The following is a 14538-nucleotide window of genomic DNA, read 5'->3' as shown; positions in this document are numbered from 1 at the left end:
AATAATTCGGCTTACGAATTGGCCTCTGGGGTCTTTGATTGCTGCTGATCAGTTTCGTTTTGCTGCTTCCATGGCGGATCCCCGTTTTTATGAAGGAGCTGATTAATGAGATAAGTACCAAGTGGTACTGCAAAAGCTAGAATTGTACAGATCAAGACCAATCCAGAAGGCATTATCCCTAAAAATGTTGACCACATGGCTGACTACTCCTTTGTTGATTCGAAAATATTGCCAATACGCCGGATAATCACTTTGACTTGTACTTCGACCTCTGCTTGTGTGAACAAGTTTTCTCCGTTATCCCAATTTTCCGCAATCGGCTTCCACATTTTATAATGATCTTGGAATAAATAAGGGCCTAGTCCCAATGCGTCTTTTTTGTAGGATTGCTGCAATTTTTTTATCGTTTTATAGGTCGTAGATGTCAGTTTGTCTTCCAAGCTTTTCTCTAGCATTTCTACGGTTTTCCCGTCAGAAGGATCGACGTTGATGATGGATTTGTCCAAAGTTCCTTCCGCAATGATTTTAATTGTAAATTTCATATGTCCAGGGCTTGTTTGCTGGACGTTAAATGTCCTGTTTGCGCGTTCTACTTTAAAGCCCACGGTTTGATCATTCATGTTGGATTCAATGATTCCCCCTTTCACTCGTTTCGTAATAAAGTTTAGTCCCTGAGTTTCTTCGCCGTTCAAGAAGCCGAGTAATTGCTTGGTGTTTCCATCAAGTAAGGCGCTTCCGTTTAGCGTTACGCCCCCATCTTCCTTCTTTATTGTTTGGATAACAAAGCTTTCATGTTTGATTAAATATTCATGAACATCGCCAATCCTGGATTCGGGAAGCATGTAATTCGTTTTTTGATTGTTTTTGGCAATCGAGGAGATGTAGTCAATCGGTGTTGATTCGTTGTTTGGGAAAATATTGAGTATATCCGAGGCTTTTCCATCCGAGATTAATATTTGGACACCTCGCCGCATTTCGCTATTTCGCAGAAAAAAATCCAGCATATTGGGAAGGTTGGATTTGTTTTTAGCCACATCGCTAGAAATAATGATGATTCTTAAATGTTCGAAATAAGGAGAACGGCTTGTTTTTCCCGCTATTCTGGCAGCTATTGCCGGCATCGAATTTTCTGTTGTTGAGATATTAAAATAAGCCTGCCCGGCATGTGGATTTGTGCTGCTGCCTTGGCTGCTGCCGCTGCTTTGCTTTAGGCCGCCAGGCACTATCATTTGATAAGTGCCTTTGTATAGGTTTTTTGTGGTGTCCGCATCCGGTTTGTCGATAGCGACTCCGACTACGAAGCCGCGTTGATTAATTTCCACACGGTCCCAGCAACCAGTCAGCATTGACAATGTACAGCCGAGATATAGCGTGCACACAATTTTTCTAGGCAGCATCGCTCTTCACTCCCCGAAGCTTGGCCACTACATAAATAAGAATTGGAAACAGAATGCTCACCACTATGCCTGAGTAACTAATGATGGAGCTTATTTTACTAAAATCAGATAAATTTTTCGGGTACATGCACAATAAATAAATGATCGGACTAAGGACAAATACCCATGTTTTGTGCTTGGGTTTGGCGAACAAAGACCGAAGTCCATAAATCGTGCAATCATAAGCCATTACAGTTGTTGTAAATACAGCCATAATCCAAATCGTAAAGAATATGGACTCGAACCGTTCAAAAAATTCACCTGGGATCTGCATTTCCTTCGCAAGCTCAACGGCAGGATAAGTAATTTCAGGCAGCGCGAGCTGAGAAAAAACGCCAACGCAGACAAGATAGATGGACGTATATAATACGAGAGGGATAAGTACACCGATAGCGACTGCTTTAGGGGCATCATTTGGGCGATTCATCATCGTAATATAAAATAGGACGACTTCAAAACCGAGCAGTGAAAAAGCAGTCGTTTTCGTGGCTTCAGCTAATGATTTCAAATCCGTCGTAAAAAATGGCTTTAATTCTTTCACATCGACCATACCGAGGCTAAAGAGCAAAACGGCTACTGTGACAAAAAGTACGATCGGAATAAATAAGATATTTAAACGAATAAGACCTACGCGGCTCCCACTTACGGCATACACGTTTACCATTAAAAATGCAAAAGCAATGACCTCGACAGGCGTCGTCTCAAATAAATATTGTTTGGCAATATTGGCGATAGCTCGAACTTCAAAAGCGCAAAAAGAGAGAAAATAGAGTGATAGCAATAAAACAGCAGCGAAGGCAATGGGTTTTGTGACCGCGGCAGAGGCATATGCATAGTAGCCTTGGGTGCTGAAATTCGTCGCAATCTTGGCGAGCATCCAAGCGACTCCAACGGCAATTATGCCCGCTGAGAACATGGATATCCAACCATCTGAGCCATTGACTGTTTTCGCCAACTCGCGCGGGAGCATCAGGATGCCAACCCCAATAATCATGGATGTCACTGTTATGGAAATATCCAATAAGCTAATCTCTTTATCTCCGTATTCAAAAGACTTCATGCTTTATTACTCCTTCGTTTTCATTCTGTCCTCATTTTTAGTTTGAAGCATTTGCGGCCTTTTCTTCATGAAGTGAAGTGGAGCGCGCAGGACGAGATCTTTCCATTCACGGATGAACAGAGGCGCAAAGGGTGTGGAGTATGGGATTCCGAAGCTTTTGAGATTAACGATATGGATGTTGATCATGATATAAGCCAGAATGACTCCGTACAGCCCAAGGAATGCTGCGGCTAACATAATGCCAAACCGCATCACGCGCAGTGAAATAGCAAATGAATACGACGGCAGCGAGAAAGAGGAAATGGCCGTGACGGCAACGACAATAACCATGACGGGACTTACCATGCCGGCAGCTACTGCGGACTCTCCGATGACCAAACCGCCTACGATACCGATCGTTTGCCCAATGGGCTTGGGCAGACGCAGTCCTGCTTCTCGCAGCAGTTCCAACGTGAATTCCATGACGAATGCTTCAATGACTGCTGGAAACGGCACACCCTCCCTTGACCCTGCGATAGAAAAAGCAAGCTTGGAAGGGATCATCCCGTGATGAAACTCAAGCAACGAAATATAGAGTGCTGGCAGGAAGGTCGCAATAAAGGCAGATATTAGTCGCAGAATACGAGTCAGCGTAGATATCAGCCAGTTCTGATAATAATCTTCAGGCGATTGTAGGCTGGAGGAGAACGTGATCGGCAAAATGAGCGAAAAGGGATCGCCGTCAACTAGAATAGCGACGCGCCCTTGGAGGAGAGCCCCAGAAACTTTGTCAGGCCGCTCTGTATTCAAAATGACAGGGAAAGGGCTCAGAAAGCTATCCGTGATCCATTGCTCCAAATAACCGGAACCTTCGATATCGTCGATATCAATACTGTTGATGCGCCGTATAACCTCTTTCACTAGATCCGGATGTACGATATCAGCAATATAGGCGACAACGACTTTTCTTCGGGCTCTTCGGCCGATTTGATAGGTGTCAAAAACAAGATTCGTTTCTTTTATTCGTCTTCTAAGCATCGCGGTATTTGTTCGTAAATCTTCTGTGAAACCGATCCGCGGCCCGCGAATGATGGATTCGGTTTGCGGTTCTTCAATGCCTCGCGTTTTCCAACCGTTGCTAGAAACAATAATATATTGGGATAGACTGTCCAATAAAATCAGTGTGTTGCCGGAAAGAATCTCTAAGAGTGCCTCATCCAGAAGTTCGCCTGTCTCGATCTTAAAATTAGTTAAAATCTGCTGTGTCAGTGTATTTAATAGTTCCAAGGCTGAGCTGACAGGCTGGATGGCGGAATGAAGCATCGGATTAATGAGCTGTTCATTAACAAGCGTCGTATCTACCAGTCCATCAATGCAGACGATTGCACAAGGATACTCTTCCTGGCCAACCGTAAACTGTCTGATAATGAGATCGCTAGGCTGATGCAGCAGCGTTCTTATTGTATTCAAGTTATCCTGCAAGGTCGGCAGCATAACCTTATGATCTGATGAAGAAGATGTGTTTGCTTGCAGTTTCGTCATAGTGCTGTGAGACATGCGTCTTCTTCCGAATAATTGTTTGAACACGGCAAGTCCTCCGCTTAGTAAGTAGCTTCTCAGTAATATTTACCACTTTAGTTAGAATTAAACGGTTTTTGTAAGGTACTACGCAAACATAGTACTTTCCGAACTATGGAAAAAGTTTAAAATGAAGATTAATTTGACCTAAATCAGAAAGGGGATGAACGAATTCATCCGATTGGATTAAACTAACACGCTTCTTTTACGTCTAAGAAGTGTATTTATTCGTGAAAGTTTGTTATTCTGGAAGTTGCAAACAGCCTTTATATTTTTTATTCTAAAATATTGCAACATTATGAGACGTTGCTGCGTCTGTAAGATTGCAAGAGGGAGGGATCCCAGTGGTAGCACCCGAACTGGTTAAAAGAGCTCAGGCCGGTGATCGTGATGCACTCATTACCCTATTGCGAGAAATTGAGTCTCACGTCTATCGAACCGCTTATTATATTTTGAATAATGAACAAGATGCCCTTGACGCTTCACAGGAGGCGCTCCTTCGGATTTATACCAAAATTAATTCATACGAAGAAAAAGCGTTGTTTAAGACGTGGGTACAGCGGATTGTAACGAACATCTGCATCGATAAATTTCGCAAGGCGAAACCTACGGTTTCTATTGATGAGCATGATATGACGTTTACTGCAGAGCAAAATGTTGAATATGAAATTATGTCTGGCTATTTAGCCAAAGATATTCGTGAAGCAATCGATAAGCTTCCCGAGCACCATCGGTCTGTTGTTGTACTCCGTTATTTGCAGGACTTTTCGTATCATGAGATTGCCGAATCTTTAAATTTACCGCTAAATACGGTGAAGTCTTACTTATTTCGAGCTAGACAGCAGTTACAATTGTTGCTCCAAGAATATCAGAAAGGAGGTGTTCGGGGATGAATTGTCAAGAGGTGATGGAACTTATGCAAAGGCAGCTGGATGGAGATCTGAACTCGCAAGAGGAAGATGAGCTCCAAGCTCATTTAGCCTATTGTTTGGACTGTGTACAAGTGTTTGAACGTTTACAAAGATTGTCGGGTGAGTTAGCCCAATTACCGAAGGTTGTTCCTCCATACAGCTTGGTCGATGCCATTCTGCCGCAGCTAGCAGAGATTGATAAAGAAGCCGCGGCGTCCATTACCGACAAGGCAGCTGTCTTCAGCGCAGAAGTTAGCCATATCGAACAAGGACAGCGCAAGAAACTCCCTTGGACACGCCGATTAGGATCACAGTTTTCTTGGAAATTTGCAAGTGGCGTCGTTGCCGCTGGACTCATTATTGGTTTCTTTGGTTTTAACATGAAGCATTCTGTGTTGGATAACGCCGATGGGCTTGTGCCGATGGCAGCAACTAACCAAGGAGCTGAGCATCAGGAAACGGGTGCCCCAGAGTTGAAGTTGAATCGAGAAGCCCCGGATCAGAAGAAAGTTTCAGATCATCCTGGCGCTAACGAATCACCTGCTCCGAATGATGCTGCTTCTACATCTAATTCGGGAGCGGGTCAGGAGTCACAACCTCCTGGGTCAAGTGTAGCAGGACCGCAAGCTACAACGAATGCACCACTAGAAAAGCCGGATACAATCAGTCCGTCCACGCCGTTGGACTCCAAGGATACATCCCGCATGGGTCCTTCGACTTCAGAGCCAGCACGCATGAAAGATCCAGATCCAGCAGGCGGCAATGAGCAGAAAGCAGCGGGTCAGAATCAAACGAATCCGAATCCAGCCCCTATTGCTACTAATAAAGCGGATAATGATCAGAAGACAGCAACTACACAGCCTTCACCAACACCTACTCCAACTCCTAATGCAAAAAGAGGGACAGAGAGTGATGCAGGAACTGGCATGTTTGCTGCGACCGTACCGGTCACTGATAATTTTAAGAAGTCAGCAACAGGGACATTGACAGCGGCTGTTGAAAATTATCACGTGGTGATCCGTAATAGCGAAACTCTGGAAATTGTATTCGAGTCCAAGCAAGTTTGGAAGCCTGAGGATCAGATTACATTGGTGGATTGGACGAAGGATGATAAATTATTTTATCAAGTCCAAAGCGAGGGTACACTTCACACGATTCGTGTCGATGTGAAGCTCAAGAAGGAAGAATCTCCTTAAAAAAGATTGAAATGAACGCACCATTAGAAGGGCTCTTGCGTATGTTATACAAAAGGGAAGCAGGAGCATGCTATGGGGTTCGCCCACACGGTCTAAGGTTTCTAGAGCCTTGAGCCGGTGTTTAAATAGACAGACAAAGGGATTATTTCAAGGTCTTAGGACTTTGACGTAATCCCTTTGTTGTTGGTAAAATGAAGGCGAGGAGTGAACGCCATCTATGGACGCAAAGAGAGCATTGAAAGATATACAAGCAGGTCGGCAAGCACCCGTGTATTTGTGCTACGGTCCTGAGAAATATAAAATGAGAGAGTTCATTCAGGTGTTAACAGATTCACTCATTGAGCCGGAGCATAAAGAATTTGCTGTGAGTAAATTCGATTTGAGCGAGATCTCACTTTCTTCCGTACTTGAAGATGCGGAGACGCTTCCGTTCATGGTGCCTAAGAAGCTTGTCATCGCCAAAAACGCGCTGTTTTTTACAGGAGCCAAGGAAAGTACGAAGATTGAGCATCACTTAGATCGTCTAACCGACTATTTGAAATCGCCTGCCGAGCACACTGTTGTTGTCTTTACTGTAGACGCGGATAAATTAGACGAGCGCAAAAAGATCGTAAAAGCACTCAAAGACATGGAGGCGGCAGTTCCCTTTCTATCACTTAGTCCTGAGGAGCTGCAGCAATGGGTGGCTGCTAGGGCGCGCCAGCGGGGGTTCTCGTTTACTGGGGAAGCAACGGACCAACTGATTCTGTATACAGGCGGCAATTTACAATCGTTATCGGCAGAAATCGAGAAGATCTCCTTATATGTGGGAGCCGGAAGCGAGGCTACAACGGATGTCATTGACCAGCTTGTCGCTCGAAGCACAGAGCAGAACGTTTTCATTCTTATAGAAGACATTGTGAATGTGAGATTGGAGCGTGCCTTCGTCATCTTGGAGGAGTTGCTGAAGCAGCGGGAAGAGCCGATTAAGATAGCCGCACTTATTGCAAGGCAATTTCGCATCATGCTGCAGGTCAAAGAGCTTAGCAAACAAGGATATTCCCAGCAGCAAATGGCGTCTCAGATTGGCCTGCATCCATTCGCGGTGAAGGTGGCTGAAGGTCAGGCACGTAAATATAATATTGAGAAACTGAGCGCTATTATGTCCCAGCTGGCTGATCTTGATTTTCAGATGAAGACTGGGAAAATTGATAAAGTGCTAGGTTTAGAAATGTTCCTTCTTAGGCTGGCTGCCTAGGAAGTTTTTTTTCTCATGAAAGGAAAAAAGCCCAATTCTCCGAAGAGAACTGGACTTTTGTTTTTATGTCCTGTATTACGCTTGGGCCGTAAGAGCGTTCAGCTTTTTAGCCAGACGGGACTTCTTGCGGTTAGCGGCATTTTTATGGATTAAACCTTTAGAAGCTGCTTTGTCTAACTTTTTGGAAGCGTTAATTAGAGCTTCTGGGCTTGCAGCTGTTTCGAAAGCTTTCACAGCAGTACGCAGAGCGGACTTTTGGGAAGCGTTACGAAGACGGCGCTTTTCGCTAACTTTTACTCGTTTAATAGCGGATTTAATGTTTGGCATGAAATTCACCTCCTACTTACAAAACACGGTTCAACGTTACATTTGTATGTTTGCTGACAACTTTAAGTATTCTACCATGCAACTATTGAAAATGCAAGACCTGTCAATAGGTTTTCAGTGGTTTTTGCATTTGTATAGCGGCCTCCATTTCGTCACACACTAAGAGATGCAATGCACCTCAGAAAGGGGAACTTCTATGGACTTAAGCTCTTTCACAACACATACAGATCTTGCGCTAGATGCAAGGGATATGGCTCATGCAGCGAATCAAGGGCAGCCGATACCTGGTATTGAACAGGAGTCGACTCGTGAAAATGGGATACGCGTTACTAAAATCAATGTGAAAAACGAAGAAGGTTCCAAAGCCCTTGGTAAACTATTAGGACATTATATAACAATAGAAGTTCCTGCACTACGGGAAAAAGACAGCCAATTGCAGGACCGCGTAGCGACGAAGCTAGCTCAGGAATTTGAGCAGTTTTTACGGGATATCGGAATTCCTCAGAACGCCAAAGCGCTCGTAATCGGGCTAGGCAATTCCAATGTTACACCCGATGCGCTCGGACCCCTTGTTGTTGAGAATATTATGGTCACTCGGCACTACTTTGAACTGATGCCTGAGGATGTAAGTCCTGGTTATCGTCCCGTCAGTGCGGTAGCTCCCGGAGTACTAGGAACAACAGGGATTGAAAGCAGCGATATCGTGCTCGGGATTGTTGAAAAATCCAAGCCTGATTTCATCATCGCGATCGATGCGCTGGCTTCCAGATCGCTCGATCGGGTAAATACGACCATCCAAATTGCGGATACAGGCATTCATCCGGGTTCTGGTATCGGCAATAAGCGCAAAGGGCTAACAAAGGAGAACCTTGGTATTCCAGTCGTTGCAATTGGCGTCCCCACGGTTGTTTATGCTTCGACGATAGTCAATAATGCTTTCGACCTCATGCAAAAGCATTTTAGCGAACAGACAAACAATACGGGACAGATCCTTGGGCTGCTGGACAATATTCATGAAGAGGAGCGCCTTCAGCTCGTCAAAGAAGTGCTGAATCCTGTAGGCCATGATTTGTTAGTCACTCCGAAGGAGATTGACCAGTTTATTGAGGACATTGCCAATATTATTGCGAGCGGTTTGAATGCTGCTCTGCACGATGCGGTAGGCGTCGAGAATGTAGCGGCTTATACACACTGAATTAACCAGAACTGTCTCTGCGATCATCGTGGAAACAGTTCTTTCTTTTGCCTATTTATAGCTCGAACTGGAAGGAAAAAGATGGCAGACGTCGAAGTAACTGACGATCACCATAAAATAAGGAAGTGGTTCTGTGAGCAGTTCGCAGCTGGCAAAGCTATTCATTGGGTCGTCTGCTGAAAGCATTGACGTAGCAGAGGCTTTGCAGTCTAACCTCCATTTTTCCTGTGATGTCACAGTTTGGAGTCAGTTATTATTCCCGCCTTCACATACAACACTAGCCCCTCTAATTAAGCAGGCTCAAGCAAGTGATTTTGCTATCTTTGTCTTTCAACCAAATGATTTAACGCTATTGAGAGATTCAGTGGTCAGCACCGTTCGTGATAACGTTATCCTGGAACTCGGTTTATTCATCGGACAAATTGGCCTAGAAAGAACCTATTTTCTGATTCCGGAAAAAGAAGACTTACATATTGCCAGTGACCTTTTAGGATTGACACCGCTTACCTTTAAGGCCGATCATCCTTCAGGCTTGATGGCGGGTCTTGGACCGGCCACCTATACCGTGAAACGAATGCTGAAGGAGTTAGGATTGAGAATCAAATGAAACCTAAAATTTTTATTGGCTGTTCGTCTGCAAGTCTACTATGGGCGGAATTCTATCAATCGCAGCTAGCTTCATCGGCTGATGTCACCGTTATTAACCAAGGCGTCCTGACGGCATCCCAGCATAAATTAAAGATGCTCAAAAAGCATATTGAAGAAACAGATTTTGCACTGCTGATTTTGACTCGTGAGGACATGCAGCATGAGGTGACCTATGCCAATCTCTTGGTACTCATTGGTCTTTGTATTGGTGAACTAGGGCATAGTCGGACATTTATTGTGATGTCTAGCGATGGCGAGCTGCCTGATTATCTCGAAGGTTACAGCCCGCTGCGGCTCGATGACACGCAAATGAATAGAGAGATCGGGGAATTGGCAGGTCCTCATCTGTATCCGATGAAGAGCAGCATTGCTGCACACAAGAAAAGGGTAAAGCCATCGGATTTGAAAAAAAATGATGCCATCCGCAGTTTCCTCTTTGATGCGCTGGATTCTCTGAGTGTCTCAAACGTGGATTATGACCGTGTTCTAGACAAATTCCATAAGACATTTGATACCAATTGTGGTATAATTGAGCTTCAAGAAGTGACGGCTGCAACCTTGTTTGAACTTCTTGATGACGGAGTTACTTTACAGCAGTTTGGCCGTGCGGGACAGGTGAGCAATAATCACAGCTTTAACGTGAATGACCCTACCAGCTACCTAGCGGAATGTTACCGCGGCAAAGATACGAACATCTACCTCGGGCGAGCCAAGGACAAAGAAGACGGCGAGTTTGAATATATATATTGCGTGAAGCTGCATCCAACGATCGTTTCCTCCATACATTTCAAAACAAGAGCGGATATACCGCAGCGCAATCACCATCAAGTCATGATGGAGTTATCGGAAAGAAATGCGAAGCTCGTGTCTTCACTCAAATCCATTGTGAAAGGAAGGATTCTCTATGCTGAAGCACATGAAGAAAGTTCGTAACCGACTAACCGCCAAAAGTACACACAAAGCTACCGATAAGAGCTTGCTCAAAACATATAACGGCCCCACAGTCTTAAATAAACCAAGTGGGGTAACAATCGTAGCCAAAGGAACATTCGATTTCGAATCCCTAGCTTAATTTTATATGGAAGATCCAAGAACCCCGAATGGGGTTCTTTTTTCTTTTCAATAAGCCTAGCCTAAGGGTGCACTTTATTGATGTTCAAGAGTGAATAACTGCAGTTTCTGAGCAATGGAGCGTTCCCGCGGATCTCAGGACCACCTAAAGGTGTCAGAGACTTGATCGCTGACGCTTTTTTTATTTTCTACTCACTAGACTATCAAAAAAATCTATCGTTTCGGGTTCTATCGACGGGGCTCGTTTCATAGATTGAATTAAGATAGTTTAGGAGGAATCAGACTATGAAATGGACTTCAGCCACACTCAATCTCAGCCATGTTCGAAAAACGTTTCAGAGCGCCAGTTCCGTCGGAAAAACGTTCTTTATTCTCAGTGCAGCAACGTTAGCCATTTTTGTTCTAGTTGGTGTAGGGGGCTATCTGCAGAATAAAGTCATAACGACCTCGCCGGTTTCGTCGATGAAAAGTTTAGCCGCGTCCGTCACAAATCAATTTTTTATCGATATGCTCGGCATGGAAGTGCCTCATCTAAATAAAGACCAGAAGAAATTTACGTTCTCTCAGCATAATGTCTTTCATTTTGCTTTCCAGTTCCTGACGGACATTAATCCAAGCGATCCGAAAAGTTTGGTGGCCAGTGAAGTTCCAGGTATGGATGCCAACAAATCAACTGTTCTGGTCAAAGGAAGCGAAGCGAACCCGAGCGATCCTGTTGATTACAACCCCGTTTCCACGAATCTGGAAGCAGAGGCCAAGAATCCCCCGAGCCCAACACCTGAACCTACACCTACAGGAACTACAACGCCAGTCCTTAGTCAAACCGGTCAGCCGCCCAAATCAGCAGGAGACAATGTGGCTTTCATTTATCAAACTCATAGCAATGAATCTTTCCTGCCTGAACTCAAGGGTGTTACGGATCCGGACAAAGCTTACAGCGACAAAGTCAATATCATTTCTGTCGGCCAACGCCTAGCGCAGAATCTTGAAAAAGACGGAATTGGAGCGGTTCATTCACAGACCATTTATCCAAGCACGGTTAAAAATTTCGAATATCCATACTCTTATAAATATTCCCTTAAGACTTTGCAGGAAGCAGCCGTCAAGCATCCTGATTTACAGTACTATTTCGATCTCCATCGCGACTCGGCTGCCCGTAATAAAACAACCGCCACAATTGATGGCAAGGATTACGCACAGGTGTATTTCATAATCGGCGGAAAGAATCCAAATTGGAAGAAAAATGAAGAGTTCGCCAACAAGATTCATCAAGTATTGGAAGCTAAACATCCTGGAATCTCCAAAGGAATCCATGCCAAGGAAGCTAGTGAAGGCAATGGCTTATACAATCAGAACTTTTCGCCAAACAATATATTGATTGAGGTAGGCGGTCCTTACAATTCACTGGAGGAGTGCTACCGAACTACAGATTGGCTGGCCGAAGCGATTTCAGAAGTGATTTTGAATGCTAAGAAAGTGGATGCTCCGGCTACAAGTCCTAAACAATCCTAAGCTAGTTGAAGAAATTTGGAGTAATTTCATGAAATTTAAAGGAGGTTTTATCATGAAGCTGAGGCGCTTTTATATTAAGGTGAGCTTGTTCGGATTGCTGCTGCTGTTCTGCATTTTATTCGGTGTCAGCTTAGCATCCAGCGGGATGGAGCGCATACAAGGTCCTCAGCCTTCGGCTAAAGCCACCGCTCAAGAGCCAGTAAAGCCAGGGGGTAAGGGGACAGCGGCAACTGCTACGACCACTACGGCAGCTGGAACCGCTGGGAAGGCAACCCCATCCGCAGCCCCCAAAGGTGATACGGGAGTAAAAGCAAATACAGGTGTAACCTCAACCGCAAAGTCTGAAACCGATAAGACGACAGATCCCGTAGCTGATCACGACAATTCTTTGAATCATGTGGGCAATAAACTCGGAGACCTGCTGCAGATAGCATCGCATCATGGAATTAAGCTGTTCGTGTCGATATTTGACGCTATACTTGGCAAAGGATAGGGGTGTACATTGCCGCAACTTCCCACAACTGCTATAATGAAAATTATTTGCATGTTGTGGGGGTTATTACGTTAGCATGACTGACATTCGCGAAAGACAATCAAGAATTCGAAACTTTTCTATCATCGCTCATATCGATCACGGCAAATCAACACTTGCTGACCGCATCTTGGAATATACAGGTGCTCTGTCCTCCCGTGAGATGCAGGAGCAGGTACTTGACCAAATGGATCTGGAGCGGGAACGCGGGATTACAATCAAGCTGCAGGCGGTAAGGCTAAGTTACCGTGCGGATGACGGGATAGATTATATCCTCAATCTGATTGATACACCAGGACACGTCGACTTTACTTATGAAGTTTCCCGAAGCCTTGCGGCTTGCGAAGGGGCTTTGTTGGTAGTTGATGCTGCGCAGGGTATTGAAGCCCAAACGCTGGCTAACGTGTATCTGGCCCTGGAAAATAACTTAGAAATATTACCTGTTATTAATAAAATCGATTTGCCAAGCGCTGATCCGGATAAAGTGAAAAAGGAAATTGAGGACGTGATCGGACTCGATGCCAGTGAGGCTGTGCACGCTTCAGCGAAAGCGGGCATTGGAATCAAGGAAATCATCGAGCAAGTTTGTCAAAAGGTGCCGGCTCCGCAGGGCAATCCAGACAATCCGCTCAAAGCATTGATTTTCGACTCCCACTATGACGCTTACAAAGGAGTTATCGTGTATGTGCGTGTAGTGGATGGTTCGATCAAGGCAGGCTCCAAAATCAAGATGATGGCAACTAACAAAGTCTTCGAAGTCATTGAGGTTGGAGCTTTCAAACCGAGAATGGCCTCGGTTCCATCGCTCGAAGTCGGAGATGTTGGATTTATCGTAGCCGGTATCAAAAATGTAGGAGATACGCGTGTCGGGGACACAGTAACCGAAGCGGATCGCCAAGCACCAGAAGCGCTGCCAGGCTACCGACGGATCAACCCGATGGTATTCTGCGGACTGTATCCGATTGAAACAACGGATTACAATGATTTGCGTGAAGCTCTGCAGAAATTGGAACTCAATGATGCATCGCTTCGCTTCGAACCTGAAACATCGACTGCGTTAGGATTCGGCTTCCGCTGTGGATTCTTGGGACTTCTGCACATGGAGATCATTCAGGAACGTATTGAACGTGAGTTCAACATTCCGCTCATTACGACGGCGCCAAGCGTTATCTATCGTATTACGTTAACGAATGGCGATGTGATGGACATTGATAATCCATCGAATTATCCAGATCCGCAGCGTATCGATTTCGTTGAAGAACCTTATGTGAAAGCTTCTGTTATTGTACCGAATGATTATGTAGGTACCATCATGGAGCTGTGCCAAGGCAAACGCGGCGAATATTTGAACATGGAGTATTTGGATACCAATCGTGTCACATTGACTTACGACATTCCATTGTCCGAAATCGTTTATGACTTCTTCGATATGTTGAAGTCCAGAACCAAAGGTTACGCGTCCTTTGATTACGAGTTATCCGGATATAAGAAGTCGAGCCTCGTGAAAATGGACATTTTGCTCAATTCCGAGCAGGTCGATGCACTCTCCTTCATTGTTCACCGTGATACCGCCTATCACCGCGGCAAAATCATTTGTGACAAATTGAAGGATTTGATTCCTCGCCAAATGTTCGAAGTGCCGATTCAAGCAGCTATCGGACAAAAGATCGTAGCCCGTGAAACCGTTAAAGCGATGCGTAAAAACGTTCTTGCCAAGTGTTACGGCGGTGACATTTCGCGTAAACGGAAATTGCTCGATAAGCAAAAAGAAGGTAAAAAGCGCATGAAGCAGGTCGGCAGCGTTGAGGTGCCGCAAGAAGCATTCATGGCTGTACTCAAAATAGACGAATAGTTTG

At 44.8% G+C, this 14538-nt stretch carries 15 protein-coding genes; 10 read left to right on the top strand and 5 right to left on the bottom strand.

The window, feature by feature from the left end:
• Positions 1-11: 11 nt before the first annotated feature.
• The 4 genes from AC58VC_RS11180 to AC58VC_RS11165 are packed head-to-tail and all read right to left on the bottom strand — an operon-like array spanning position 12 to position 4017.
• Positions 12-197, bottom strand: a complete 186-nt coding sequence (locus tag AC58VC_RS11180; RefSeq protein ID WP_497368818.1) for a hypothetical protein — start codon at positions 195-197, stop codon at positions 12-14.
• Positions 198-203: 6 nt separating this feature from the next.
• Positions 204-1397, bottom strand: a complete 1194-nt coding sequence (locus AC58VC_RS11175; RefSeq protein ID WP_497368817.1) for a Ger(x)C family spore germination protein — start codon at positions 1395-1397, stop codon at positions 204-206.
• Complete coding sequence (locus AC58VC_RS11170) at positions 1387-2496, bottom strand: GerAB/ArcD/ProY family transporter (RefSeq protein WP_497368816.1); 1110 nt, start codon at positions 2494-2496, stop codon at positions 1387-1389. The genes AC58VC_RS11175 and AC58VC_RS11170 overlap by 11 nt, the downstream gene beginning before the upstream one ends.
• Positions 2497-2502: 6 nt before the next feature.
• Positions 2503-4017, bottom strand: a complete 1515-nt coding sequence (locus tag AC58VC_RS11165) for a spore germination protein (RefSeq protein ID WP_497369020.1) — start codon at positions 4015-4017, stop codon at positions 2503-2505.
• 380 nt (positions 4018-4397) lie between these two features.
• Here AC58VC_RS11165 and AC58VC_RS11160 point away from each other — a divergent pair, with 380 nt between their 5' ends.
• The 3 genes from AC58VC_RS11160 (at position 4398) to holA (ending at position 7397) form a co-directional block, all read left to right on the top strand.
• Entirely contained in the window at positions 4398-4946 is a 549-nt protein-coding gene (locus tag AC58VC_RS11160; RefSeq protein WP_145657049.1) for an RNA polymerase sigma factor, read from the top strand.
• Positions 4943-6160, top strand: coding sequence for an anti-sigma factor family protein (locus AC58VC_RS11155; RefSeq protein WP_497368815.1), 1218 nt, complete (start codon positions 4943-4945; stop codon positions 6158-6160). Before AC58VC_RS11160 ends, AC58VC_RS11155 begins: the two co-directional genes overlap by 4 nt.
• Positions 6161-6377: 217 nt before the next feature.
• Complete coding sequence (gene holA, locus AC58VC_RS11150; protein ID WP_497368814.1) at positions 6378-7397, top strand: DNA polymerase III subunit delta; 1020 nt, start codon at positions 6378-6380, stop codon at positions 7395-7397.
• Between the two features lie 75 nt (positions 7398-7472).
• Here holA and rpsT read toward each other — a convergent pair whose 3' ends face one another.
• Complete coding sequence (rpsT, locus tag AC58VC_RS11145; protein ID WP_145657043.1) at positions 7473-7724, bottom strand: 30S ribosomal protein S20; 252 nt, start codon at positions 7722-7724, stop codon at positions 7473-7475.
• A 196-nt stretch (positions 7725-7920) separates the two neighbouring features.
• Between rpsT and gpr the strand changes: the two genes are divergently transcribed.
• The 7 genes from gpr to lepA all read left to right on the top strand — a co-directional run bounded on the left by gpr (position 7921) and on the right by lepA (position 14534).
• Positions 7921-8919, top strand: coding sequence for a GPR endopeptidase (gene gpr, locus AC58VC_RS11140; RefSeq protein ID WP_497368813.1), 999 nt, complete (start codon positions 7921-7923; stop codon positions 8917-8919).
• A 133-nt stretch (positions 8920-9052) separates the two neighbouring features.
• Entirely contained in the window at positions 9053-9526 is a 474-nt protein-coding gene (locus AC58VC_RS11135; RefSeq protein ID WP_497368812.1) for a nucleotide-binding protein, read from the top strand.
• Positions 9523-10500 carry a TIR domain-containing protein gene (locus tag AC58VC_RS11130; protein ID WP_497368811.1) on the top strand — a complete coding sequence of 326 codons (978 nt, stop codon included), beginning with the start codon at positions 9523-9525 and terminating at the stop codon, positions 10498-10500. The genes AC58VC_RS11135 and AC58VC_RS11130 overlap by 4 nt, the downstream gene beginning before the upstream one ends.
• Positions 10472-10639, top strand: a complete 168-nt coding sequence (locus tag AC58VC_RS11125; protein ID WP_497368810.1) for a hypothetical protein — start codon at positions 10472-10474, stop codon at positions 10637-10639. Before AC58VC_RS11130 ends, AC58VC_RS11125 begins: the two co-directional genes overlap by 29 nt.
• Before the next feature lie 284 nt (positions 10640-10923).
• Positions 10924-12150: a stage II sporulation protein P gene (gene spoIIP / locus AC58VC_RS11120; RefSeq protein WP_497368809.1), complete on the top strand. Its 1227-nt coding sequence runs from the start codon at positions 10924-10926 to the stop codon at positions 12148-12150.
• A 52-nt stretch (positions 12151-12202) separates the two neighbouring features.
• Positions 12203-12643 carry a DUF3679 domain-containing protein gene (locus AC58VC_RS11115; RefSeq protein ID WP_497368808.1) on the top strand — a complete coding sequence of 147 codons (441 nt, stop codon included), beginning with the start codon at positions 12203-12205 and terminating at the stop codon, positions 12641-12643.
• 76 nt (positions 12644-12719) lie between these two features.
• Entirely contained in the window at positions 12720-14534 is a 1815-nt protein-coding gene (gene lepA, locus AC58VC_RS11110) for a translation elongation factor 4 (RefSeq protein WP_497368807.1), read from the top strand.
• Positions 14535-14538 lie beyond the last annotated feature (4 nt).

This window comes from Paenibacillus sp. J22R67, from assembly GCF_059692175.1.
Note: the sequence above shows the minus strand (reverse complement) of the source record. Positions and strands in the feature narration are given on the sequence as shown.

Coding starts and splice junctions, on each gene's coding strand:
- AC58VC_RS11175 (WP_497368817.1), bottom strand. CDS start 1,397: ATGCTGCCTAGAAAAATTGTGTGCACGCTATATCTCGGCTGTACATTG.
- AC58VC_RS11180 (WP_497368818.1), bottom strand. CDS start 197: ATGTGGTCAACATTTTTAGGGATAATGCCTTCTGGATTGGTCTTGATC.
- spoIIP (WP_497368809.1), top strand. CDS start 10,924: ATGAAATGGACTTCAGCCACACTCAATCTCAGCCATGTTCGAAAAACG.
- AC58VC_RS11165 (WP_497369020.1), bottom strand. CDS start 4,017: ATGACGAAACTGCAAGCAAACACATCTTCTTCATCAGATCATAAGGTT.
- AC58VC_RS11170 (WP_497368816.1), bottom strand. CDS start 2,496: ATGAAGTCTTTTGAATACGGAGATAAAGAGATTAGCTTATTGGATATT.
- gpr (WP_497368813.1), top strand. CDS start 7,921: ATGGACTTAAGCTCTTTCACAACACATACAGATCTTGCGCTAGATGCA.
- rpsT (WP_145657043.1), bottom strand. CDS start 7,724: ATGCCAAACATTAAATCCGCTATTAAACGAGTAAAAGTTAGCGAAAAG.
- AC58VC_RS11155 (WP_497368815.1), top strand. CDS start 4,943: ATGAATTGTCAAGAGGTGATGGAACTTATGCAAAGGCAGCTGGATGGA.
- AC58VC_RS11130 (WP_497368811.1), top strand. CDS start 9,523: ATGAAACCTAAAATTTTTATTGGCTGTTCGTCTGCAAGTCTACTATGG.
- holA (WP_497368814.1), top strand. CDS start 6,378: ATGGACGCAAAGAGAGCATTGAAAGATATACAAGCAGGTCGGCAAGCA.
- AC58VC_RS11115 (WP_497368808.1), top strand. CDS start 12,203: ATGAAGCTGAGGCGCTTTTATATTAAGGTGAGCTTGTTCGGATTGCTG.
- AC58VC_RS11125 (WP_497368810.1), top strand. CDS start 10,472: ATGCTGAAGCACATGAAGAAAGTTCGTAACCGACTAACCGCCAAAAGT.
- lepA (WP_497368807.1), top strand. CDS start 12,720: ATGACTGACATTCGCGAAAGACAATCAAGAATTCGAAACTTTTCTATC.